This is a genomic window from Labrenzia sp. THAF35 (genome assembly GCF_009363595.1).
Taxonomy (GTDB): Bacteria; Pseudomonadota; Alphaproteobacteria; order Rhizobiales; family Stappiaceae; genus Roseibium; species Roseibium algicola.
On the sequence record NZ_CP045380.1, the window covers coordinates 1,812,744 to 1,835,007 of the forward strand.

General features: G+C 60.1%; 29 protein-coding genes. 11 read left to right on the top strand and 18 right to left on the bottom strand.

Features of this window, described 5'->3' with window-relative positions; all coding sequences use genetic code 11:
* The first annotated feature begins 18 nt into the window (after positions 1-18).
* The 4 genes from FIU93_RS08375 (at position 19) to FIU93_RS08390 (ending at position 1,532) form a co-directional block, all read left to right on the top strand.
* A complete protein-coding gene (locus FIU93_RS08375; protein ID WP_023002867.1) occupies positions 19-351 on the top strand; it encodes a metalloregulator ArsR/SmtB family transcription factor in 333 nt (110 codons plus the stop codon).
* Positions 348-776: an SRPBCC domain-containing protein gene (locus FIU93_RS08380; RefSeq protein WP_023002868.1), complete on the top strand. Its 429-nt coding sequence runs from the start codon at positions 348-350 to the stop codon at positions 774-776. Before FIU93_RS08375 ends, FIU93_RS08380 begins: the two co-directional genes overlap by 4 nt.
* Positions 777-796: 20 nt before the next feature.
* The gene (locus FIU93_RS08385) at positions 797-1,210 is read left to right on the top strand and encodes a DUF1801 domain-containing protein (protein ID WP_152505337.1); all 414 of its coding nucleotides are present in this window, start codon (positions 797-799) and stop codon (positions 1,208-1,210) included.
* Between the two features lie 109 nt (positions 1,211-1,319).
* The gene (locus tag FIU93_RS08390; protein WP_023002870.1) at positions 1,320-1,532 is read left to right on the top strand and encodes a hypothetical protein; all 213 of its coding nucleotides are present in this window, start codon (positions 1,320-1,322) and stop codon (positions 1,530-1,532) included.
* 77 nt (positions 1,533-1,609) lie between these two features.
* On the opposite strand, the gene FIU93_RS08395 is transcribed toward FIU93_RS08390, so the two are convergent.
* Entirely contained in the window at positions 1,610-2,110 is a 501-nt protein-coding gene (locus FIU93_RS08395) for a c-type cytochrome (protein ID WP_152505338.1), read from the bottom strand.
* A gap of 9 nt (positions 2,111-2,119) precedes the next feature.
* Entirely contained in the window at positions 2,120-2,578 is a 459-nt protein-coding gene (locus FIU93_RS08400) for a cupin domain-containing protein (protein WP_055659738.1), read from the bottom strand.
* 111 nt (positions 2,579-2,689) lie between these two features.
* On the opposite strand from FIU93_RS08400, the gene FIU93_RS08405 reads away from it, so the two are divergent.
* Complete coding sequence (locus FIU93_RS08405) at positions 2,690-3,682, top strand: LysR family transcriptional regulator (protein WP_152505339.1); 993 nt, start codon at positions 2,690-2,692, stop codon at positions 3,680-3,682.
* A 490-nt stretch (positions 3,683-4,172) separates the two neighbouring features.
* Here FIU93_RS08405 and FIU93_RS08410 read toward each other — a convergent pair whose 3' ends face one another.
* The 7 genes from FIU93_RS08410 to FIU93_RS08435 form a co-directional block, all read right to left on the bottom strand.
* Positions 4,173-5,066: a DMT family transporter gene (locus FIU93_RS08410; protein WP_023002874.1), complete on the bottom strand. Its 894-nt coding sequence runs from the start codon at positions 5,064-5,066 to the stop codon at positions 4,173-4,175.
* 4 nt (positions 5,067-5,070) lie between these two features.
* Entirely contained in the window at positions 5,071-5,811 is a 741-nt protein-coding gene (locus FIU93_RS08415; protein ID WP_152505340.1) for a TenA family protein, read from the bottom strand.
* A 336-nt stretch (positions 5,812-6,147) separates the two neighbouring features.
* Positions 6,148-7,182 carry an aspartate-semialdehyde dehydrogenase gene (locus FIU93_RS08420; RefSeq protein ID WP_152505341.1) on the bottom strand — a complete coding sequence of 345 codons (1,035 nt, stop codon included), beginning with the start codon at positions 7,180-7,182 and terminating at the stop codon, positions 6,148-6,150.
* 110 nt (positions 7,183-7,292) lie between these two features.
* Positions 7,293-7,430: a hypothetical protein gene (locus FIU93_RS31360; protein WP_006937785.1), complete on the bottom strand. Its 138-nt coding sequence runs from the start codon at positions 7,428-7,430 to the stop codon at positions 7,293-7,295.
* Between the two features lie 208 nt (positions 7,431-7,638).
* Positions 7,639-8,382: an aspartate/glutamate racemase family protein gene (locus FIU93_RS08425; protein WP_152505342.1), complete on the bottom strand. Its 744-nt coding sequence runs from the start codon at positions 8,380-8,382 to the stop codon at positions 7,639-7,641.
* A gap of 18 nt (positions 8,383-8,400) precedes the next feature.
* Positions 8,401-9,543: a Xaa-Pro peptidase family protein gene (locus tag FIU93_RS08430; RefSeq protein WP_152505343.1), complete on the bottom strand. Its 1,143-nt coding sequence runs from the start codon at positions 9,541-9,543 to the stop codon at positions 8,401-8,403.
* Positions 9,536-10,618 (bottom strand): pyridoxal-phosphate dependent enzyme, encoded by a 1,083-nt coding sequence (locus tag FIU93_RS08435; RefSeq protein WP_173017294.1) that lies wholly within the window; start codon positions 10,616-10,618, stop codon positions 9,536-9,538. The genes FIU93_RS08430 and FIU93_RS08435 overlap by 8 nt, the downstream gene beginning before the upstream one ends.
* A 165-nt stretch (positions 10,619-10,783) precedes the next feature.
* On the opposite strand from FIU93_RS08435, the gene FIU93_RS08440 reads away from it, so the two are divergent.
* Together FIU93_RS08440 and FIU93_RS08445 are read left to right on the top strand one after the other, a co-directional pair.
* Positions 10,784-11,122, top strand: coding sequence for a metalloregulator ArsR/SmtB family transcription factor (locus FIU93_RS08440; protein ID WP_055659730.1), 339 nt, complete (start codon positions 10,784-10,786; stop codon positions 11,120-11,122).
* A 16-nt stretch (positions 11,123-11,138) separates the two neighbouring features.
* A complete protein-coding gene (locus FIU93_RS08445; RefSeq protein ID WP_152505344.1) occupies positions 11,139-11,648 on the top strand; it encodes an arsenate reductase ArsC in 510 nt (169 codons plus the stop codon).
* A 35-nt stretch (positions 11,649-11,683) separates the two neighbouring features.
* Here the strand turns inward: FIU93_RS08445 and FIU93_RS08450 are convergent, their stop codons facing one another.
* The gene (locus tag FIU93_RS08450; RefSeq protein ID WP_055659725.1) at positions 11,684-12,883 is read right to left on the bottom strand and encodes a multidrug effflux MFS transporter; all 1,200 of its coding nucleotides are present in this window, start codon (positions 12,881-12,883) and stop codon (positions 11,684-11,686) included.
* Positions 12,884-13,110: 227 nt separating this feature from the next.
* On the opposite strand from FIU93_RS08450, the gene FIU93_RS08455 reads away from it, so the two are divergent.
* Entirely contained in the window at positions 13,111-15,330 is a 2,220-nt protein-coding gene (locus FIU93_RS08455) for an esterase-like activity of phytase family protein (RefSeq protein WP_152505345.1), read from the top strand.
* 88 nt (positions 15,331-15,418) lie between these two features.
* Here the strand turns inward: FIU93_RS08455 and FIU93_RS08460 are convergent, their stop codons facing one another.
* A complete protein-coding gene (locus FIU93_RS08460) occupies positions 15,419-15,913 on the bottom strand; it encodes a cytochrome b/b6 domain-containing protein (RefSeq protein ID WP_152505346.1) in 495 nt (164 codons plus the stop codon).
* Positions 15,910-16,308, bottom strand: a complete 399-nt coding sequence (locus FIU93_RS08465) for an antibiotic biosynthesis monooxygenase family protein (protein WP_152505347.1) — start codon at positions 16,306-16,308, stop codon at positions 15,910-15,912. Before FIU93_RS08465 ends, FIU93_RS08460 begins: the two co-directional genes overlap by 4 nt.
* 69 nt (positions 16,309-16,377) lie before the next feature.
* Between FIU93_RS08465 and FIU93_RS08470 the strand changes: the two genes are divergently transcribed.
* Together FIU93_RS08470 and FIU93_RS08475 are read left to right on the top strand one after the other, a co-directional pair.
* The gene (locus FIU93_RS08470) at positions 16,378-16,827 is read left to right on the top strand and encodes a MarR family transcriptional regulator (RefSeq protein WP_023002888.1); all 450 of its coding nucleotides are present in this window, start codon (positions 16,378-16,380) and stop codon (positions 16,825-16,827) included.
* Positions 16,824-17,255, top strand: a complete 432-nt coding sequence (locus FIU93_RS08475) for a YqaA family protein (RefSeq protein WP_152505348.1) — start codon at positions 16,824-16,826, stop codon at positions 17,253-17,255. The genes FIU93_RS08470 and FIU93_RS08475 overlap by 4 nt, the downstream gene beginning before the upstream one ends.
* Positions 17,256-17,320: 65 nt before the next feature.
* Here FIU93_RS08475 and FIU93_RS08480 read toward each other — a convergent pair whose 3' ends face one another.
* Together FIU93_RS08480 and FIU93_RS08485 are read right to left on the bottom strand one after the other, a co-directional pair.
* The gene (locus FIU93_RS08480; RefSeq protein ID WP_075283965.1) at positions 17,321-17,533 is read right to left on the bottom strand and encodes a 4-oxalocrotonate tautomerase family protein; all 213 of its coding nucleotides are present in this window, start codon (positions 17,531-17,533) and stop codon (positions 17,321-17,323) included.
* A gap of 32 nt (positions 17,534-17,565) precedes the next feature.
* Positions 17,566-18,303 (bottom strand): SDR family oxidoreductase, encoded by a 738-nt coding sequence (locus FIU93_RS08485; RefSeq protein ID WP_152505349.1) that lies wholly within the window; start codon positions 18,301-18,303, stop codon positions 17,566-17,568.
* A 94-nt stretch (positions 18,304-18,397) separates the two neighbouring features.
* Between FIU93_RS08485 and FIU93_RS08490 the strand changes: the two genes are divergently transcribed.
* A complete protein-coding gene (locus FIU93_RS08490; protein WP_152505350.1) occupies positions 18,398-19,294 on the top strand; it encodes a LysR family transcriptional regulator in 897 nt (298 codons plus the stop codon).
* A gap of 3 nt (positions 19,295-19,297) precedes the next feature.
* Here the strand turns inward: FIU93_RS08490 and FIU93_RS08495 are convergent, their stop codons facing one another.
* The 4 genes from FIU93_RS08495 to FIU93_RS08510 all read right to left on the bottom strand — a co-directional run bounded on the left by FIU93_RS08495 (position 19,298) and on the right by FIU93_RS08510 (position 22,264).
* Positions 19,298-19,687, bottom strand: a complete 390-nt coding sequence (locus FIU93_RS08495) for a VOC family protein (protein WP_152505351.1) — start codon at positions 19,685-19,687, stop codon at positions 19,298-19,300.
* Positions 19,688-19,700: 13 nt separating this feature from the next.
* Positions 19,701-20,120: a hypothetical protein gene (locus FIU93_RS08500; RefSeq protein WP_023002891.1), complete on the bottom strand. Its 420-nt coding sequence runs from the start codon at positions 20,118-20,120 to the stop codon at positions 19,701-19,703.
* An 80-nt stretch (positions 20,121-20,200) separates the two neighbouring features.
* A complete protein-coding gene (gene leuB / locus FIU93_RS08505; protein ID WP_062486691.1) occupies positions 20,201-21,313 on the bottom strand; it encodes a 3-isopropylmalate dehydrogenase in 1,113 nt (370 codons plus the stop codon).
* A gap of 180 nt (positions 21,314-21,493) precedes the next feature.
* Positions 21,494-22,264, bottom strand: coding sequence for a sulfite exporter TauE/SafE family protein (locus FIU93_RS08510; protein ID WP_152505352.1), 771 nt, complete (start codon positions 22,262-22,264; stop codon positions 21,494-21,496).

The window sequence follows — 22,264 nt, forward strand, 5'->3', positions numbered from 1 at the left end:
ATCAATAACCGTGGAGTTATGAATTTGAGTGAGCCAACACCTGACCTTCTGTTTCGGACGCTGGCAGACCCGACCCGGCGGGCGTTGTTCGAGCGGCTTTGCCGAGAGGGCGAGCTGACGGTGCGGGTGTTGACCGACCAGGCCGGTGTCTCCCAGCCCGCAGTTTCCAAACATCTTGGCGTCCTGAAGGAGGCCGGGCTTGTCACGGACCGCCAGGAGGGCAGGCAGTCGCACTATAGCGCCAGGCCCGGAGCGCTCGCACCACTGGTCGACTGGACTCAGCGCATGAACGTGTTCTGGGAACGCCGGTTCGACGATCTGGAAGACCTTTTGAGAAGAATGGACCAATGAGTTTCTCGGACGAAGATACCCTTGCTGTTGTCGTGGAACGGGAAATTCCCTTTCCCGCGGAAAAGATCTGGCGCGCGTTGACCCAGCCCCACCTGATCGAGGAATGGCTCATGAAAAATGCCTTCAAACCGGTTGTCGGCCACCGCTTCGACCTGAGTGCCGACTGGGGAATGGTCGATTGCGAAGTCCAGTCGATCGAGCCGCATAAAGCGCTGGCCTACAGCTGGAACACCAAGGATCTTCGAAGCACCGTGACCTGGACATTGACCCCGACGGATAACGGCACCCTTCTGCGTATGGAGCAAATCGGCTTCACGCAGGAACAGCTGCCCTACTATCGCGGTGCAAGCGCCGCCTGGCCCCGCTTCATGGAAGCGCTGGAAAGCGTTGTTGCGCGGCTGGACGATGCCGGCAAAGACGCCTGATAACCGCAAGGAAGACGACCATGGACAATCAAATGTCCCCCGCGCAGCAGATTGACGCCAGGATCGCAGAACTTGACGACTGGCGTGGACGCACACTGGCGCGGATGCGCGCCCTCATTCACGATGCGGTTCCCGAAGTCGAGGAAGCCTGGAAATGGCGCGGTGTTCCCGTCTGGGAAAAGGACGGCATCATCTGCACCGGCGAGACTTACAAGAAAGCCGTGAAGCTGACGTTCGCAAAAGGCGCGTCACTTGATGATCCGGCTGGTCTCTTCAATTCCAGCCTGGACGGCAACGTGCGCCGGGCAATCGACCTGTTCGAGGATGCAGACATCGATGAAGCGGCGCTGAAAGCCCTCGTTTGTGCAGCCGCCGAGCAGAATGCCGCTGCCTCGGCCGCCAGGAAATCGCGCAGGAAATCAGCCAAAGTCTGACAGTCCGCCGCGCGGCGGCCTGAGCGCACACCTCCAACTCTCAAGAACCCTTTGCTGACGGATCTTTCCGGCAGACGGGATCTTGCGTCGTGATCACCAGGAGCAAACCATGAATTGGAACAAGATCATCCGTCAGCTGCACCGCTGGCTGTCCATAGCCTTTACGCTGGCCGTGGTTGTCAATCTGGCTGCCATGGGGCAGTCCGAGCCGGCACTCTGGATCGGTTTACTGGCGTTGGTGCCATTGATCTTCTTGCTGGTATCGGGACTTTACCTTTTTGCCCTGCCTTATGCCGAAAGGTGGCGTCGGCAGGCACGTTAACGGGCAGTCGATTGGAGGATAGCCCGAATTCGGCTTCCAGGCGCCGTTGGCCGTCAGGCCAACGGCATCGTCGTGCCCTATCCTGGAAACTTTATCGTGAAATAGGGGGCAGGGGCGTTTTCCCCCGGCGCAATCAACCCTGGAACGGGATTGTCATCCGGTGTCAGGGACTGCAGGTAGCTCGCAAGAGCTTCGGCGTCCTGTGTGGTCAGTCCGGCGTAGGCAGGCCAGGGCATAACGGGAATGAGCAACCGTCCGTCTGGTCGAACGCCGGTCGTCAGGGCCGTTACGATTTCTTCCGTACTCCAGGATCCCGCACCGCCATTGGCGGGCGTGAGGTTCGGGCCCCAGACAATACCTGCCTGCGGAATTTCAAAGCCGACATTGCCGCCGATGAGCCCGGCTTCGGGCATCGGCGCGCCGTTCGGTCCGCGCGGGCTGTGACAATCGGCGCAAGCCATGATCCGGGCAAGATAGGCTCCACGTGAAGCCTTGTTCTCATCCGCGGACGCGGATCCTGAAAAGGCCGCGAGCACGGCAAAAGCCAGAATGGTTCTCTGGAAGACCAAGCAGATCATTGCCGCCTCCTAAGCCGCAGCCTGACCTGGAAGCATTTCCAGGCCGTAGTCGGGAGCAAGTTCCATGAAACGTTCTGCACCTTCAGTGCCGGCTTCGGCAGCGCGTGCGAACATTGTTTCGAACCCGCCGGGCGTAACGGTCACATCGAGCCAGCCCTCGACATCGCCGACATTGCGAAACGCATGCGGGACACCGCGCGGCAGGACGACGACATCACCTGGATGGACGTCGAAGACTTCATCGGCGCACCAGATGCGGAAATGACCTTCGCGGACATTGAACATCTCGTCTTCCTTGTGATGGATGTGCAGGGGGACACCTTCTCCGGGCGGAACGATTTCCTCAAAAAATCCAAGCCGTCCGCCGGTATCGGCACTCCGCACCCTTAAGCGGCGGAAGCCGAGTATTTCGTTTTCGCAAGCGTCCCGGTGCGCCGCGATTGCGGCTGCATTAAAAATTGCTGTCATAATGGGTCTCCTCAAGCCGCAAACTGCGGCGAGGGCAAAAAATACGACTTTCCCGAAATTGCGGAAGTGGCGATACTCCGGACAGATTGTCCGGTTTCACAGGACGTTCGCATGGCACTCTTTGATGCAATCGAGATCTTCGCCCGGGTGGTTGAAGCCGGAAACATTACCCGGGCTGCCGAGCAGCTCGGCTTGTCCAAATCCCGTGTCAGCGAATGTGTCATTGCCCTGGAAAAACGTCTGGGGGTACGCCTTCTCGACCGGACCACCCGTCACGTTTCACCAACCGAAGCCGGTGTGATCTTCTACCAGCGCTGTACCCGTGCACTGGAAGAGGCACACGCAGGCGTAACTGAAGTGATGGCGTATCAGGAAACTCCAGTTGGCCATATGCGGATCGGTGCGCCTGAAGCTTTTGCTGACCGATTTATCATTCCGGCACTCGGGTCTTTTCTTGCAGAGAATCCGCAAGTGACAGCAGAAATCGTCGAAGACATGCGCATGGTCAACCTCGTTGAGCAGCGTCTCGACCTGTCGATAAGGATCGTGCGTGAACCGGAGCCTGCGACAATTGTCCGTAAACTCGGCATGTCGGAGATCCTCGTCTGTGCCGCACCGGACTACATCGCAAGGCATGGGGTGCCGCAACATCCCGTCGACATTCCGGACCACAAGTGCATCGGGTTCGCTGCGCTCTACTGGGCACGGGACTGGCCGTTCTTGTCGCCACAGAAGCACACCGTTTCACTGTCTCCCGTGATGATTTGCAACAGCACGGCATCGCTACGGGCAGCGGTCGTGTCGGGTATCGGCCTGGCGGCACTCCCCCGTTGGGCGGTTGCCACTGAGCTGAATGAGGGGGTCCTGGTCAGGGTGATGCGGGACTGGACGCTACCTGAAAGCGGCATTTATGCCGTCTATCCTTCAAACCGACTGGTGACGGCGAAGGTGCGCCGCTTTGTCGATCACCTGGCGCCGATCCTGCGCCAAAGTCTAAGCGACATGCCGGACATGGACGTAGCGCAAGATGGATGTCCCGCAGATGGCATAAATGTGATTTCGGATGGTTCGCGCCCCGACGAACAGGCAGCCAGTTTGCGTTGATTTGCGCTCATTACCGTTCGGTTTTGGCGGCCGAATGGCGCTGCTTGGCTGTAAATCGATGCTGACGCCTGTTCCTGTCATTGAGGTGTTTGTTGCAAAAATACACCCAGTAGTAGTAATTCAGGCGAGGTTGAGAAACGGGTTTAAGTAAATTTTTCGAAAAAAGTACCGATATATTCCCCAGATGGGGAATAGGAGATATGCCGTAGGGGCATAAGATCTTCCTGGCTGCGTCGGGGCGGTATGGCTGTTTAAGCTGGAACGTCTTGTTTGGTGTCAGCTGTGTTTTTGCCGGTTGCTTACTCGAGGGGCGGTCGGTCCTCGAAATTCGTTTCGGGTGTTTTTTAAACTATCGATACTGGCGTTAGGGAGCCGGGTGAGGTCGGAACTACCCGCTTGCAGCCCGCTGCAAAGTACCGGTTCGAATCCGGCTCCCATATTCCTCTCACACTTGTAGATCCATTGTTCCGATCTGCCAACTTCCTTTTGCCTAGCTGGCAAAGAGCAGCGCACTGCCTGCCACAACGCCTGCCGCGCCTACCCAGGCGCCGAGTGCCGGTGCTTCCCCGGTTCGCCACCACATCATCGGTAGCATGAGGACGGGTGTCGTTGCCGACAGGGTTGCGATGATACCGACTTCTCCGCCGGACAGCGCGAACAGGATCAGCGTCATGCCGAGACCCATGCCGAGCAAGCCGGAAATGGCGATCAGGCCGACGACAGGAAGCGTAAAGTTTCCTGCCGGCTTGACCCAGCTGACCGGAAGGCGTGTCAGAAGCAGCAGCCCCACAGCTGCAACGCCGACGCGTATGCTGGAGGCTGCGACCGGGTCAGCGCCGGTTTCCATGATCGGACGGGCAATGAGGGAGCCGACTGACTGGGACAGTGCCGCGGCAAGGCCGAGAAGCACGCCAATCCACACCGGACCCTTGATGTTTTCCCATTTGTGAAGCTGGGATTTGCGCTTGCCGAAACGGATGGCCAGCAGGACCCCCAGAAAGGTAAGGCCGATACCGACCATCTGCGTGGGGCTGAGGTCTTCGTTCAAGAGCAGCCAGCCGAGGATCGCCGACATGGGGGCATTCAGAGAGAACAGCATTGCGGTCCGGCGTGGACCCATGCGGTTCAACGTCAGGAAAAGCGCGGTGTCGCCAAGAAAGATGCCGACGAAACCGGACAGGACAAGAGGCAGCATCTGCGCGTCGCCGATGGAGCTCCACCCCGTGGTCAGGAACACCCAGGCACACAGCATCAATGCCACAAGCACCATGCGGGTACAGTTGAAGGCAATCGCGCCGAGATGCTGAGCGGGGCCGGTGGACAGCAGGCCCGTCAGTGCCCACAGGGCAGCCGCGCCGAGGGCTGCGGCTTCATAGAGAAACATCGGGTCAGGTCCGTAACAGATCGTCCTCCGGACCGGGCACTTTGCCGGTCCAGGCGGCTTCGAAGAAGGCGACTTCCAGTTTGCTCATCTGGCGGAAAAGGCCCGCAACGCGGGCTTGCTCGGGTTCCGGCAGAGTGGGGCCGATCCGGTCCATTTCCGCCCGGATCCAGGTCACGAAGGCCTCGAAGCCAGGCACGGCATGCAGGTCAATCCATTCGGCGAGATAAAACGCATCCGGGCGCGGTTTTCCCGCTTCGCGCTGGCCCCAGGTGAGATAACACCATTCCGCGCAGAGAAGGCATGCAAGCCCTTCGGCGTAACTGCCTTGTCCGGACGATTTTAGCAGGAGCTGCGAGAAAGCGCGGGTCACAGGGCCCTGTGCTGCGGTCTCGTAAACTTGCGGTTCCACGCCGAGCGCCTCGAATGAACGCAGAAAGTAGTCGTTTTCCTCCGAGGTCAGCAGAGCTAGGAAACCGGAGAGCCGCGACTTGGCAGGCATTCCGGGGGCTTTGGCGACGAGATATCCCAGAGTGGAAGCGAGATCCGTGACGAAGGTGTAATCCTCGATCAGATAACGCGCATAGGCTTCCTCCGGCATGGTGCCGTCGCCGATCGCAACAGTGAAGGGGTGGCTGGTCGCATCGCTCCAGTAGGGCTCTGCGCAAGCTGCCAGCCAGTCGGTGAAGCGTCCGCCGGGGGTGCTTTCAAGGAAGTCGGTGAACGACCCGTCAAATTCAGAGGGCATGGGAGAAAACTCGTTGGCGGCCTTTGCGAACGCCGGGAATAGGGGATGACAGAGGTGATGCTGTTTTCGCAGCCTGTCAACATCAAAACCTGTCGGTCGCCGGCAATGTTCGGGTTTGTGGCGCTGAGCTGGGTGTTGTCGCTTCAACGCTCGACATAGCGCATCGAGCTTCCCCGCACAGAGGAAATCCGGGGCCTGGATCGATGGCTCGGGGGGCTGCTTGGTACGTGTCGGGAACGCGGTTCCCGCTTCAGGACCTTCGCAGTGCCGTCGACCGGATAGCAGCCGGCAGGCCACAAGAAAACGGGCGCCAGAGGCGCCCGTTTGAACTGTCGATCAGGCTGCTGCCTTTTTCGGCGTGATCAGGCCGCGGTTCACGAGAACCTCGGCGATCTGGACGGCGTTGAGCGCCGCGCCCTTGCGCAGGTTGTCGGAAACGACCCAGATGTTGAGGCCGTTTTCAACGGTCGCGTCCTCGCGGATGCGGGAGATGTAGGTCGCATCTTCGCCGGCACTTTCGTATGGCGTGATGTAGCCGCCATCTTCCTGCTTGTCGATGACGAGGCATCCCGGAGCTTCGCGCAGGATGTTGCGGGCTTCTTCAGCGGTGATCTCGTTTTCGAACTCGATGTTGACGCTTTCCGAATGGCCGATGAACACCGGTACGCGAACGGCGGTGCAGGTCACCTTGATGGCCGGATCGAGCATCTTCTTGGTTTCCGCCAACACCTTCCATTCTTCCTTGGTGTAGCCGTCTTCCATGAAGCTGTCGATGTGCGGGATCACGTTGAAGGCGATGCGCTTGGTGAACTTGCTCGGCTCTATCGGATCGTTCACGAAAACCGCACGGGTCTGGTTGAACAGCTCTTCCATCGCTTCCTTGCCGCCGCCGGAAACCGACTGGTAGGTGGAAACGACGACGCGCTTGATCTTTGCGTGATCATGCAGCGGCTTCAGCGCCACGACCAGCTGGGCGGTGGAGCAGTTCGGATTGGCAATGATGTTCTTTTTCGTGAAACCGGCAACGGCAACGGCATTCACTTCCGGCACGATCAGCGGCACATCCGCGTCGTAGCGCCATGCGGAAGAGTTATCGATGACAATGCAGCCCTTGGCAGCGATCTTCGGCGACCATTCCTTGGAAACGGTGCCACCGGCGGACATCAGGCAGATGTCGGTGTCGGAGAAATCGTAGTTCTCCATGGCCTGAACCTTCAGCGTCTTGTCGCCGAAGGAGACTTCGGTGCCCTGGGAACGGCGGGAAGCGAGGGCGACGACTTCGTCTGCCGGAAAGCCGCGCTCAGCGAGAATGTCCAGCATCTCGCGTCCGACATTGCCGGTAGCGCCTGCAATTGCGATCTTGAAACCCATCTTTGACTAGTCCTTGTCCGTCTCCCCGCTTCGCCAGCCGCCCGGTTCTGGATGGGCGTGGCCGGCTCCCGGCGCCTCCCATCCCCGGGGAGGCGGGATGAGCGGCACCGTCAAGCGGTGGTCTTGGTGGTCTTGGTAGTGCGTTTAAGAGCGGTTGCGGCAGCCGTCCGGGGCTCGCCGCGCATGAAGGTAGCGCTGGCAAGGGCCTGGGACATCATATCCAGAATGTCGGCTTTCAGCCGGGTCATCGGGGCTCGCAATCGTCAAAACTTGAGACGGCGGTGTTTTTGCCCGGAAATCCCCGCGAGTCAACAAGGAATAGACAGGTGTTGCCAGCTAAGTGAACGAATTGATGCCGTTCGGGAACAGTCGAATAGCAGCAGCCTCGGCAATTTCACCGAAAGAAGACCTTCGCCAGCCTTGTGTACTGGCGTGGATGTGTTCGTTTTTTGCAGGTCAGGTGGCAAAGAGCCGTCCCGGTCCACGGTCCGCCGTCGGCAGGTCCGCCAGATGCATCATGTGCCATGCGAGCGCCAGGTTGGAGCTGATGACGGGTTTGGAAAGACGTTTCTCGCAGGCTTCAATGACAGGCATCGTGCGCAAGTTGGTGCAGGAGGCAAAGACGGCTTCTATCTCCGGATCCTTGCCAACCTCGCAGATTGCCTCTTCCACGGACTGCAGGCTGATCCTTGCAACCACGGCTTCTTCCGCTTGCCCGAAAGAGCCGACACTCAAGGGCGTTATGCCGTTTTCTTCCAGGAGACGGCAGAGTGCGTCGGAGACTTCCTCCACATAGGGCGAGACGATGGCGATCCGTGAGACACCAAGGTGTGCCAGGGCTGCAACGACTGCGCGGGCGGGGTCGGTCACGCGTGCGCCAGGATGAGTTGCCTGGATCGCACTGGCGACCTGATCCGATCCGATCACCGTTGCGCCGGACGTGCAGGCATAGGCAATGACGTCGAGTGGTCGCGTTCCCGGCAAGAGGGCTGCGGTGTGCGTCAGCCGGGCCTTCATCTGCATGAGTTTTTCGGAGGTGACTTCGGAAGCGCTCTCGATTCTGGCGTGAAGCAGCGAGACGCCTTCCTGATCAAAGAGGGGCCGAAACTCGCTCTCGATGGTTTCGTCAACCGACAGCAAGATCAGGCCGAAAGCCGCTTTGGTTGCCGATCCCCTGTCGCAGTCGAAGGAAAGTTTCATGCCGCGGTTCCAGGTGTTCTAGCAGGTGATAACAGGAATGTCAGGCCCTGCCGGCACGGTCAGGAATTCGGGCGACCCGTCTCTAATGACGATGTTTTCCTCGTGAACCATCATCCTGCCGGGGCCGAGAGCAAGGCTCGGCTCCAGTGTCAGCACCATGTTTTCTCGAAGTGGGGTCTCGTCGAAGCCGGTCAGGCTGGGTGCTTCGGTAAGCTGCATGCCAAGTCCGTGGCCGAGCCGGCCGACGTCACCTTCGCCCTGGTCCAGCACCTTGGCCATGGCCTGGAATAGATCGGCACAGGTACGGCCCGGGCGGGCAATTTCGGCAGCTGCCTCAACGGCCCGGACAAGTGTTTCATGGGCGGATCTGACGGCATCACTCGCCTGGCCGATCGCAAAGTTGCGGTCAAAATCGCAGAAATATCCGCTTTTGGTGGCACCCGTATCAAGCATCAGGACGTCCCCTTCCTGTAGGGGCCGGGCCGAGGGGGGAGAAATGACATCGCCGTAGCCGTCCTGTCCGGCTCCGCCGACCAGATAAGGCACATCGTCCGCACCTTGCTTCAGAAGCTCGATCCGGAAGGACCGGAAAACCTCGTTGAGCGGTTGGCCGGAGTGGAAAAGCTCCGGTGCCCTGGCAAATGCTTCCGAACCGATACCGCAAATCTCGCGCAGGAGAGCAATTTCACGTTCAGATTTCACCATCCTGAGGCTCTGGATCACACCGGTTCCGTCCAGATATTCAGCGTGGTTGGTGAGATCTCGAAGGCGCTGAAAGTCGCGAAGCGGCATGCGAAGCACGCTTTCGCGCCCCATCGGCATGGCGATTTTCGTGAAGCCCTTGAGGGTGTCCGCGAGCAGGGCGATGCCGTCATCGACGGGGTGCGGGGCGGAAAATACCCGGATATCGTCAATCCAGGTGCTCGCCATCAGGTGCGCGCCGATCTGCGGAATGACCGCAATCGGCTTGCCGTTTACCGGCACCACGAGGAACCAGGGCCGCGTGGGACTCTGCCAGAACAGGGTCCGGAACCCGGTGAAATAGCGCATTTCGGCTTCGGTCGTGAAAAACAGCGCCTCGATGCCCTGGGAATGCATGGCTTTTTGAGCTGCTTGCGTGCGCGCGGCAAATTCGTCTTCAGGAAAATCCTGTTCAGACATCTTCCGGTCCTTCGGAAAGATAGCAGAGCACCCGGGCTTCCGGTCCGAGGCCGAGGGTCGATGCCCCGCGACCTGCATGTCGAACGGCTGTGATACCGCCCGCACCGGATGGCGTCGTCGCAATGCCGTTGTTGCCCAGCCAGTCGACCGTTTCCGCCGCCTCGCTGTCGGAAACGGTCACGAAGAAATCGGCTTCGCTGGCCAGGTGCTTCAGCGCCAGATGCGAGGGTTCCTTGCAGTCTAACCGGCCCATGTTCGACACCGGGCCGGGCGCCGTGACGGGTTTTCCGGCTTCGATGCTGGCCATGAGGGCGGGTGCGTATTCCGGCTCCACCACGACGATGGTTACATCGCGGCCCCAAGTCAGGCGAGCGCCGACGGCACAGGCGGCGGCAAGTCCGCCGACACCCGCCTGCAGGAAGACATGCGTGGGCGGTGTCTTGATCTGCCGGGTAATTTCCGCGGCCATCACAAGATAGCCCTCCATGACGTCGTGTCCGGCGGCGGTCATGCCCGGCCAGGTGCTGTCCGGCAGCAAGGTCCAGCCTTCGGCGTCGGCGCGTCTCTGGGCTTCCGCCATGCTGTCTTCATAGGTGGCTCCGGCCCGGGCAACATCAGCGCCCCGGGCCTTGAGTCGGGCCTCAAAGGCGCTTGGAACAGTTTCGGCAACGAAGACGACAGCCTTGGCCCCAAACAGCGGAGCGCCTGCCGCAAGGGACATGCCGTGGTTCCCGGCGCTCGCACAGACAAAGGTCCTGCCGGTCAGCGCGGAAGCGTGAGACTGGGCAAGTCCGCCCCGAACGCGGCTGTCCGCCAGTTTGGCAATCGCATAGGCCGCGCCAAGTGCCTTGAAGCTGCCAAGGCCCATGCGCTGCCGTTCGTCCTTGAGGGCAAGGTTGCCGATAGCAAGACCGGCCGCGAGGTCATTCGCAATCAGCAGCGGGGTTTCATCCGCACGCGGGCATTTCCGAAAAAGGTTCTCTGCTCCGGCGACGTCCTGCGACACGGATCCATCCGCAAGCCCGCTTTGCTCGGGAAGGCCTTTGCCGAGGAAAGGATTTTTCAGTGTTTTCATTATCTGCCCCGCGCGGTTTCCCAGGCAGGTCAGCAGCTCTGAAGGCCGGTTGCAAGCGACTTGCTGAAAATGACGGTTACGAGCCAGATCGGGCCGTGTCCGAGATGTTGCGCCTGGTTGCGAAAAAGACTTGCCTGTTTCTGACAAATCGAAATATCATGAATTATGGATATGAAAGATGCGCTGAGCGCCTTTGGGGCGCTCAGCCAGAAAACCAGACTGGAAGTCTTCCGGTTGCTGATCCGGGCTGGTGACGCAGGAATGACTGCCGGAGAGATCGGCGAGGCTCTGGACGTTCGGCAGAACACCATGTCGGCGAACCTTGCTGTTCTGCTTCAGTCCGGGTTGGTCCGAAATGAACGCGAGGGGCGGTCGATCCGCTACTTCGCCGATCTTGACGGCATAAGCGAGTTGCTGACGTTTCTGATGGCCGATTGCTGTGGTGGTCATCCGGAACTTTGTGCGCAGGTCATCGAGACGATCGCCTGCGGAGAGACCTGTTGAGGTTGAGGGGGATCAAATGTCCGGCGATGTCTACAACGTGCTTTTCCTGTGCACTGGCAATTCCGCCCGGTCGATCATGGCGGAGGCGATCCTGAGCCGGGAGGGACAGGGCCGCTTCAGGGCGTTTTCTGCCGGGTCACAACCGGCTGGAGCGGTGCGTCCGGAAGCACTTGCCTTGCTCAGCAAACTCAATTTCAAGACGGATGAGCTGCGCTCGAAGGACTGGGCCGAATTCGCTGCGCCGGATGCCCCGGTCATGGATTTCGTCTTTACCGTTTGTGACAATGCGGCGAAGGAAACCTGCCCTGTCTGGACTGGCCAGCCGATGTCAGCCCATTGGGGCCTGCCGGATCCCGCAGCCGTTTCCGGAAGCGATAGCGAAAGGGCTGTCGCATTCAACGATGCCTTCCGGATGCTCAGCAACCGGATCTCGGTTTTCGTGAGTCTGCCGATGTCTTCGCTTGACCGTTTGTCCCTGCAGAAGAAACTCGATCAAATCGGGCAGTCCGCCGAAGAGCGCGTGTAACGTTTCTCCGGCGGACTGGTTTCAAGGTTGTCGCGTCAGGCGACTGCCTGGCCTTCGCGCGACGTGCGCAGGGTCAGCAGTGCGATGACCAGGGCGATGAGCGCACAGGCGGCAACCGCGCCAACCAATGGCAAAGCTGTCCGGTCGAAGAACGGGCTGCAGACGAGGATCATCACGCCACCGGCAACCATCTGGAAGGTGCCCCCAAGGGAGGATGCCATGCCGGCATGTTCGCCATGTTCTTCCAGCGCCATGACCATCACCGGAGCAATGACCTGGCCGAGGCAGGTGTTGCCGATGAAGAAGAGCGCCATCAGAACCGGCAGGTCGTCGATGCCGCTCCACACAAGAATGACCAGCAGGACGTTGGCTGCCGCAAATCCGCTGACGGCCCTCAATGCCACTCTGCCCATGCCGAAGCGCTCACCAAGCGAGGCGGCAAACTGGGAAGACGCAAAGAAGCCGATCGCGTTCAGCGCGAAAACAAGGCTGAAGGCTGTCGGCGTCAACTGGTACTGGGTCATGTAGACCAGCGGCGCTGCGGCGATGAAGACGAAGAAACTCGCCAGCGAGAAGCCACCGATCAGCGTCAGACCCATGAACCTGCTGTCACGCATCAGGTAGATGGCGCTGCGCAGCATTGCTGTCGGGTCGATCTTGCCTCGGCGCTCGGCCGGTAGCGTTTCGGGCAGCAGGAAGGCCATTTGCAGCATGGCGAGAAGGGAAATCACGCCCAGGGCCACAAAGATCAGGCGCCAACTGCCGAACTGGATGATCAGGCTGCCGGCGAGCGGTGCCAGCATCGGCGAAACGCTGAAGACCAGCATCACCAGAGCCATCAGCCTGGTCGCTTTTGGTCCGGTGTGGAGGTCGCGGACCACGGCCCGCACGATGACCATCGGCGCGCCGGCACCAAGGGCCTGCACGAAACGGCCGAATGTCAGGGCTGAAACGTCGACCGCGGTCGCGCACATGACCGATCCGATGAGGAAGACGATCAGGCCCAGGAAGGCGGGCAGCTTGCGTCCAAACCGGTCTGCCAGCGGACCGTAGATCAACTGGGCTAACCCGAAAGCGATGAAATAGACCGTGAAGGTCATATGAACCGCAGCGTCGTCCGTCTGCAATGCCTGCACGATTTCCGGCATGGCGGGCAGATAGAGGTCGATGGCAAATGGACCGACAGCAGCGAGAAGCCCCAGCACAATGGCGGAGCGGACAAAACCGATCTGCATTGGAAAATCCGATGAAAAATGCGCCGGAGGCACAAATGCGGGAAAGTTTGGAAGATGGAGGTGGCGGAGATCACCGCCCAGCCTTGATATGATGTAAGTGTTCGAAATGCAAATTCAAGGCTTGCTGGGTGTTGTCATGAAAGCTTCATGCAACTGTCACCGATATTGTAATCAGGGCCACTAGCTTGCGCGCACCATCAACCCGATATTTTGTGGGAGCGAGTGCAATGGCGGACCTTCGTGGGCGCTTTTTAAAAGGTGTCAGCCTTTCAGTCCTGTTCGGCCTTGGCGCCGTGTCGGCAGCACAGGCAGAGTATTTCGAGCGTATCAACACATTCCCGGTCTACAAGACCCTGCCGGAAGGCGTGGATCAGGCCACCGAAACCGTTGCCGAAATCATCTACGCCACGAAGGACGGCCGCACGTTCGTCTTCACCGACAGCCCGGGCGAAGCCATTGTTTTCGTCAATGCGGCAAACCCGCTGAACCTGCAGCCGATGGGCCGCACCGCGCTTGGTGGTGAGCCGACTTCGGTCGCCGTCGGCGAAACATTCGCCTATGCCGGCGTCAACACGTCCGAAGACTACGTCAATGCGTCCGGCCATCTGGCCGTGATCGCTCTCGACGGTCTTGGTATCACCGCGAAGTGCGACGCCAAGGGTCAGCCGGACAGCGTTGCCATCTCTCCGGACGGCAAATTCGTTGCAATCGCCATCGAGAACGAGCGCGATGAAGATCTGAACGACGGCGTGATCCCGCAGATGCCGGCCGGCCATCTCGCGATCTTCGATCTGGACGAAACCGGCACGCCGACCAACTGCGACGCGGTCCGCATTGTCGACCTGACGGGTCTTGCAGAAGTCGCGCCGACCGATCCGGAACCGGAGTTCGTTTCGATCAACTCCCAGAACCAGGTTGTCGTCACGCTGCAGGAAAACAACCATATCGCCGTGGTCGATCTGGCCTCCGGTGAAGTTGTCAGCCATTTCTCCGCCGGTACGGCTTCGGCTGAAAATATTCCGGTTTCCAAGGCGCGCATGAGCGATGCCTCCGGTTCGACCGAAAACGTCAAGCGTGAGCCGGATGCGGTTGCCTGGATCGACGACGAGCGTTTCGTGACCGCCAACGAAGGCGACTACGAAGGCGGTTCGCGCGGCTTCACCATCTGGAACACCAAGGGCGAGGTCCTGTTCGACAGCGGCAACCAGATGGAACACCTTGGCATGGCCAACGGCCACTATCCGGCCAAGCGCGCGTCCAAGAAGGGCACCGAGCCGGAAGGTGTGACGGTTGGTGAATTCGGCGGTGAAAAGCTGATCTTCGTCAATTCCGAACGCGGCAACTTCGTCGCTGTCTACAAGGACACCGGCGCCGAGCCGGAATTCGTCCAGTTCCTGCCGACACACGTCGGTCCGGAAGGCTCACTTGCGATCCCGAGCCGTGACCTGTTTGTGGTTGCCAACGAGGTCGACAGTGCGGAAGACAACGTTCGCGCGCAGGTCTCCCTCTACAAGTTCGGTGCGGAAGCTCCGTCCTACCCGATGGTCGTGTCCGAAACCGACCCGGAAAAAGGCGCGCCGATCGGCTGGGGCGCCCTGTCCGCACTGGCTGCAGACCCGGAAGACGGCAACAAGCTCTACGCCGTCAGCGACAGCTTCTATGATGACGCCCGCATCTACACGCTGGACATCTCTTCCAAACCGGCAAAAATCGTTGCCTATGCAACCGTTCAGGGTGGCAAGCAGGCAAAACTGGACCTGGAAGGCATCTCCGTTGCCAAGGATGGCGGCTTCTGGCTGGCTTCCGAAGGCAATCCGGACAAGGAACTGCAGCACCTGCTGCTGAAAGTCGGCACCGACGGTCAGGTTCAGGAAGAAATCACGCTTCCGGAAGAGCTGAACGCCCAGTCCGCGCGTTTCTCCTTTGAAGGCGTTGCCGAGTTCGAAATGGACGGCAAGACGCTGGTGGCCGTCGCCGTTCAGCGTGAGTGGAAAGACGACCCGAAGGGCATGGTGAAGCTGGCCATATACAACCCGGCCGACAAGTCCTGGGGCTTCGTTCACTATCCGCTCGACAAGCCGAAGAGCGCAGCCGGCGGCTGGGTCGGCCTGTCGGAAATCGTCTCCATGGGCGACGGCAAATTCGCCATTCTGGAGCGCGACAACAAAGGTGGTGAAGACGCAGCCATCAAGCAGATCACCACGATCTCCCTGGAAGGTGTGACCCCGGCTGCCTACGGATCTGAGCTCCCGGTGGTTCAGAAGCGTTACGCCATGGATATCCTGCCGGCTCTGGCCGAAGGCAAGGGCTGGGTTCTCGACAAGCCGGAAGGCCTGACGATCACGGCCGATGGCCGCCTGATCCTGGTCACCGACAATGACGGTGTCGATGATGCACCGGGTGAAACCCGACTGATCGACCTCGGCCCGGCAAGCCGCCTGAACTAAGGCACTTCAGACAAAGGTCTTCCCAAGACCTGAGCGAAGGTCCGGCCGCTTTATGCAGCCGGGCCTTTCCTTTTCTGCATTGCCATTTTCAAGCCGTGAAACTTCGTCTTTGCCAGTGCCGCAGGGCGGCAAAACTGTGCAGTCCGATAAGTGCTGCAAGCAAAAGCGCTGCGGCATGGTGCAGGCCTGCCGGTGGCAATCCGGCGAAAGCCGCAAGTCCCGGCAATGTTCCATTCGCAATCTTTTCCAGGCTACCGGATATGACGATCATGCCGATACCGCTGACCAGGAGCAGAAGCGGTACGAGGCGCAAGGCGGCGTGGACGCCCTTGCCGATAGCTTGCTGCAACCCGGAATGAACGGCGAAGACCGGTTGAGGGGCCCCCTTTGCCAGCCAAAAGATTGTGCGGACAAGAGCGAGCAGGCCCGCAGACAAGCCAAGTCCCAGATGGGTCCTCAGAAGGTTGGGCGAAAACGGTTCGTTGTTCGTCAGGGCATAGCCGGTAGCCAGCGCGCTGATGGTTAGAGCGGCAATCGTCCAGTGCAGCAGCCTGTTTCCGGTTACGGGCAAGGCCGCCATCATTCATCCTCCCGAATGACGGTGTAGAGTGCGGCATGAAAGCTGATGCCCTTGAATTCGGCGACGATGCCGCTTTTGCCAAGCTTCTGAATGGCGGCCTGATACGCATCTGGACTTTCCCAAAGCGCGATGTTGACCAACTGGAACTTTGCCTGCGGAGACAGGGACTGGTGCAGGCGCGTGGTGATGTAGCCGGGCTGCTCTTTCAGGAAGTCGCGCGCCTGTTCCCAACTGCGAACTGCGTCGGCAAGACGGTCTTCGGGAACTTCGAAGGAATTGATCAGCGTTACCGGGGCGTTGGTGTTGATTTCACTCGCCATGGCGGAGACTCCTAGGTTGGCGGTCAGGAAGGAAAGTGCTGCCAGTTGAATGGCACGACGTGTCCAGAGTGATGTCATTTCGAACTCCTAATTATATAGCAAGCTATGTTTATTTATATAGGGTGCTATCTATCGTATATGCAAGGGATGACCTTCGAAAAAGATTCCTCCGCCGGGTATCTGGCAAACCACATGGCACGGCTGTTTGCCGCCGGTCTCCATCGCCGCATCCGGCCGCTAGGCCTTTCACCGGGCCAATTTCCGGCACTGGTCGCCCTTTGGGCAAAGGAAGGACGCACGCAAAAGGAACTCGTGCAGTTGCTTGATATCGAACAGGCAACGCTGGCAAACACCCTGGCCCGGATGGAGCGGGACGGCTTGATCACCCGCCGGGCGAGTGAAGAAGACGGCCGGGTTCAGGAAATATTCCTGACCGACAAGGCCAAGGTTTTGGAAAAGGAAGCCATCGCGTCTGCGATTGCCCAGAACGGAGAGGCGCTGGAGGGGTTTTCGGAACAGGAAAAGGCGCAGTTCCTGGATTTCATGCACAGAGCCATTTCAGCCATGCAGAAAGCCCAGACCGGCAGTTCCCGATGAGTGCCAGCTTGCTGGGCCTGTTCGGCGTCTCCTTTCTGGCTGCCACCCTGCTGCCCGCCCAATCCGAACTTGGTCTTTCCGGCCTGATTGCGCTTGGAACGGAACCCGTCGTTCTGCTGGTTGCGGCGGCAAGCCTTGGCAACACGCTCGGATCAATGGTCAACTGGGGTCTCGGCAGGGCCGCAACCGCCTGGTCGACCGCTTCCTGGTTTCCGGTCAAGCCTGACAAGCTCGCCAAGGCAACGGGCTGGTATCACCGCTACGGACGATGGAGCCTGCTGCTCAGCTGGGTGCCGATTATCGGCGATCCCCTGACATTGGCGGCAGGTGTGCTCAAGGAGCCCTTCTGGAGCTTCACCCTGCTGGTCGCAATTGCAAAGACAGCACGCTATGTCGCTGTCGCGTTGATCACGTTGCAGGTTATCTGAGACTGCGGGCCAGATGACGGAAAGTGCCCGGCTGGTTCCAGCCGGGCAGGTGACGTTGCTTCTGATCAGTCCCCGGCGCGATACTCGGGCGGTATCGTGAAGACTTCGTCGGCGCGGCCATAGCCGCCGTCCTTGACCTCTTCCACCAGAACCATGGTGTTGGGGCGCACGATCTCACCGAAAAAGGAAACGAGCAGGTCGGTGGTCTTGTGGATCAGCTCTTCCTTTTGCGCTGTGCTCAACGCAGCTTCGGGCAGTTTGTAATTTGCAAAGGGCATTACGGTTCTCCTTGGGGTTTTGGTGTCCGTGTCTAGATGATGCCGCCGTTGGCACGCAGAACCTGGCCATTCATCCAGTCCCCGTCTGGACCGGCCAGAAAGGCAATGGTTGCAGCGATGTCCTCGGGGGTGCCGAGACGGCCGAGCGGGTTTGATTTCCGGATCGTTTCCACAAGCTCCGCCGGCTTGCCGGCAAGGAAAAAGTCGGTCTCGACCGGTCCGGGGGCGATCGCGTTGACCCGGATGCCACGCGGGCCAAGCTCCTTCGCCAGAACCCGGGTCATGGCTTCAACGGCGGCCTTGGTCGCGGCGTAGAGGCCGTAGTGGGGCTGATAGAGGCCGACCACACTGGAGGAAATGGAGATGATGCGGCCACCGTCCGCGAGCCGGCTCGACGCGAGCCGCATGGCGCGAAAAACACCACCGAGATTGACCGCGCATTGTCTGTCGAAATCTTCGTCGCTTGCTTCGGCAATGGCGGCATTGCGCATGGTGCCGGCATTGTTGACGAGTACACCCACCGGGCCAAAGGCCTTTTCTGCAGCTTCGAAGAGACGCTCGTGGGTCGCTGTTTCGGCAACGTCTCCCTGGATCGCGATTGCCTTGCCGCCCTGGTCTTCCAGGCTTCGGACAAGAGCGAGAGCCGCAGCTTCATCCTTGCCGTAATTGACCACCACCTGAAACCCGTCATGTGACAGCCTGCGGGCTATGGCTGCGCCTATGCCTTTGCTGGCGCCGGTGACGATGGCGGTATCGAGATCTGGTGTCATCTAAGTCTCCTTCTCGTTGATCCTGAACATAGCGAGGCGGAAACTCCGGATAATGATGCTTTAAATGAAAAGATAATTCGGCTAACAGGAGCAAATGTACGGCAAGTTCGACGCAATGCAGCTCTTTGTCCGGGTGGTCGAACGAGGCAGCTTCACTGCTGCCGCGGCAGATCTGAACTTGCCACGGTCCACCGCCACGGATGTGATCCAGCGTCTTGAGCGTGATCTCGCCTGCCGGTTGCTGGAGCGAACCACACGCCATGTGACGCCGACCCCGGATGGTGAAGCCTATTACCGGCGATGTGTGTCGATCCTGGCGGAAGTGGAAGAAGCCGAGGGCGCGCTGCGCGGGCACGAGCCTGCCGGACAGTTGCGGGTCGATGTGCCGGGACGGCTGACCCGCACTTTCCTGTTGCCGCACCTGCCGGACTTCATGGCGCGTTATCCGAAGATCGACCTGCAGCTCGGCCAGGGAGAGCGCTTGGTGGATCTGGTGCGGGAGGGAGTTGACTGCGTGCTCCGTGCCGGCGTGCCGGACGACAGTGGTATGATAATGCGAAAGTTGACGGAGATCGCGGAGATCACCTGTGCCAGCCCGAACTATCTGGCCACGCACGGTACGCCGACAAATCTTGAGGATCTGGAAGGGCACCTGATGGTCGGCTTTCTGTCGTCACGGACGAGTGCCGTCATGCCGCTTGACTTTCGGACGTCCGCAGGCGTGCGCGAAATAATGCTGCCCAGCCGGATCGTCGCCAACGATGCAGAAACGGTACACCAACTCGGGTGTCTTGGATTCGGGCTGATCCAGGCACCTCGGTACCGGCTTGCCGAAGATCTGGAAAGCGGTGCGTTGGTGCAGATCCTGCCGGAATTTCCACCGACCTCGTTGCCACTGGCTGCGTTCTACCCCCAGAACCGCCAACTTTCACCACGCGTTCGTGTCTTTGTCGAATGGGTGGCCGGTATCTTTGCCGCGGTGGAAATATAGACCTCAGAACCTCTGGATCAGATCCCACTTGTTGCCGAAGGGGTCCTGGAAGACGGCAACCTTGCCATAAGCCTCATGGCGTGGTGTCTCCAGAAAGGTGACGCCGGCCGTGAGCATCGCCTGATGATCGCGATCGAAGTTGTCGGTGTGCAGGAACAGGAACACACGGCCGCCGGTCTGGTTGCCGATGGCGGCGTGCTGATCGTCACCGTCGGCTTGCGCCAGCAGGAGATGTGTCTCGGAGCTGCCCTTGGGCGCGACCAGTACCCAGCGCTTGCCGTCGCCAAGGTGAGTGTCTTCGACCAGGTCGAAGCCAAGCTTGCCGACATAAAAGTCGATACCCTGGTCATACTCGGGCACGATGAGGGCGATCGCTCCAATCATCTGTTTCATGGCAGGCCGTTTCCTACTGCGCGCGCCGGTAGACGGATACGTTCGTGTAGCTTGCAACGTCCACCAGGTGGACGGTTTGCGTCACGGTCAGCGTTCTGCCGTCGTCAGACAGTTCCCGGTCGGCTTTCATGATCGTCAGCCCTCCGCGGCGGGCTTCCGAAATGAGGTTGCGATCTCCCTGGAACACGAGACGCATGGCGTCGACCAAACCGCTTTTGCCAAGACGCACTTCCGGACCGTCCGGCATTGCCTCGAAAGTGTCGTTGGTGACTTCGCCGTCGGATGCCACCTGGTTCATCGTGAAGACGGCAACGCCAAAGTTCTCGTCAATCTTGAGCGTGGCGCTGCGTGGCGGTTCGCCTTGTTCGAAGTCGCTTTCCTCCGTGTCGAGGATCCAGGTGCCGAGAAAAGGGGCGAGTTTGTCTTCGATCATGGGACCAGCGGTATCTTGAAAAGGGAAAGCCGCCACCGGGATAACCGGTGACGGCTCTGCTTGCAAATGGCGATTGCCTATCAGGCGCTCAAGGCGTCCAGTTCGGCAATGATGGCGTCGCCCATTTCCACGGTGGAAACGGTGGCCTGGCCAGGCGCTGCGATATCTTTCGTCCGCAAGCCCTTGTCGAGAGCGTTGGCGATGGCCTTGTCCAGTTTGTCGGCGGCTGCAACTTCCTCGAAGGAGTAACGCAGCGCCATGCCGAAGCTGGCAATCATGGCGATCGGGTTGGCCGCACCCGTGCCGGCAATGTCCGGAGCCGAGCCGTGGACGGGCTCATACAGCGCCTTGCGCTTGCCGGTAACACCATCCGGTGCACCGAGCGATGCGGACGGGAGCATGCCGAGCGAACCGGTCAGCATGGCGGCAACGTCGGACAGCATGTCGCCGAAGAGGTTGTCCGTCACGATGACGTCGAACTGCTTGGGCCAGCGCACAAGCTGCATGCCGCCGGCGTCAGCCAGCATGTGCTCCAGCTGAACATCCTCATAGCCGTTCTTGTGCGTCTGGGTAACGACTTCGTTCCACAGTACGCCGGACTTCATCACGTTCCGCTTTTCCATGGACGTGACCTTGTTGCCGCGCGTGCGCGCCAGCTCAAAGGCGACGCCGGAAATGCGCTCGATCTCGTAGGTGTCGTAGACCTGCGTGTCGATACCGCGTTTCTGGCCGTTGCCGAGGTCGATGATTTCCTTCGGTTCGCCGAAGTAGACGCCGCCGGTCAGCTCGCGCACGATCAGGATGTCGAGACCTTCGATCACGTCCTTCTTCAGCGAGGATGCATCGGCAAGCGCCGGGTAGCAGATGGCCGGGCGCAGGTTGGCGAACAGCTGCATGTCCTTGCGCAGACGCAAAAGGCCGGCTTCCGGGCGAACTTCGTAGGGAACGTCGTCCCACTTGGGCCCGCCGACGGCGCCGAAGATGACCGCGTCGGCAGCCATGGCCTTGGCCATGTCTTCTTCGGAGATCGACTGGCCATGCGCGTCATAGGCGGAACCACCCACCAGGCCTTCGTCGGTTTCAAAGGACATGCCGCCCTTTTCATTGAACCAGGCAATGACCTTTTTCACTTCCTGCATGATTTCCGGGCCAATGCCGTCACCCGGCAGAAGCAGAAGGTTTTGTGAAGCCATGGATGTTCCATCCCGCATTTTGAGAAATCTGATGGCGATGGGTTAGCGCGTCGGCCGTTGTCTTTCAAGATGAAGCCAGTTGCGAAGAACTCAAGCAAGCCGTGGGGAAAGGTCAAGAACGGCTGAAAGGCCCGGAGAGCAGCGGGATTGAAGCCGGTATCAGGACAGCTCCTGCAAGGATCAGCCGAGCCAGCCCCGCACTGCCTGGAACAGGAGGTTCAGCGCCAGCGCGGTCATCACCCATCTGAAGCCGGTCTTGAAGCTCTTCTCGTCCATTCGGCCGAGCAGGCGGCTGCCGGCGAGTGTGCCGAGAAAGCCGCTGGCGATCATCAGAACAATCAGTCCCAGCCAGGGCGCAAAGGCAAAGCCGAGCGCGCCGAACGCAATGATCTTGAAGACGTGCATGATCAGCGCGGTGATTGCCTGGTTGGCGACGAACCCGTGGCGCGGCAGGCCGAGGGTCGACAAAACGGCACCGCCGATGGGGCCGGCCGCACCGAAGAACATGGACAGGAACGTGGAGGCAAAACCCGCTGCTGCCATGACCCGTTTCGGCGCCTTGCCGAAATGCGGTGCCTTGCCCCAGACGACCCACAGCACGAACAGGCCGATGCCCGCCTTCAGAACCGCCGGTGGCAATTCCACCGCGATGGCGCCGCCGACGGCCGCGCCAATTGCCGCCCCGACTGCGAACCAAAGCGCAATCAGCCAGTCGACATGTTTCAGTTGTACAAGCGCACGCCCGGCGTTCGATCCGAGCTGAACGACACCGTGGACCGGCACCAGGGCACTGGCGGGCATGACGGTTGCCATGATCGCGATCAGCGCGACCCCGCCGCCAAGGCCGACGGCCGCCGTCAGGGCCGAGGTGAAGAAACTCGTGACGATCAGTGTCAGCGATGCAGCAAGGTGCAGCTGATCGGGAAAGAAGAAGCCGGCGATGCCCGACAT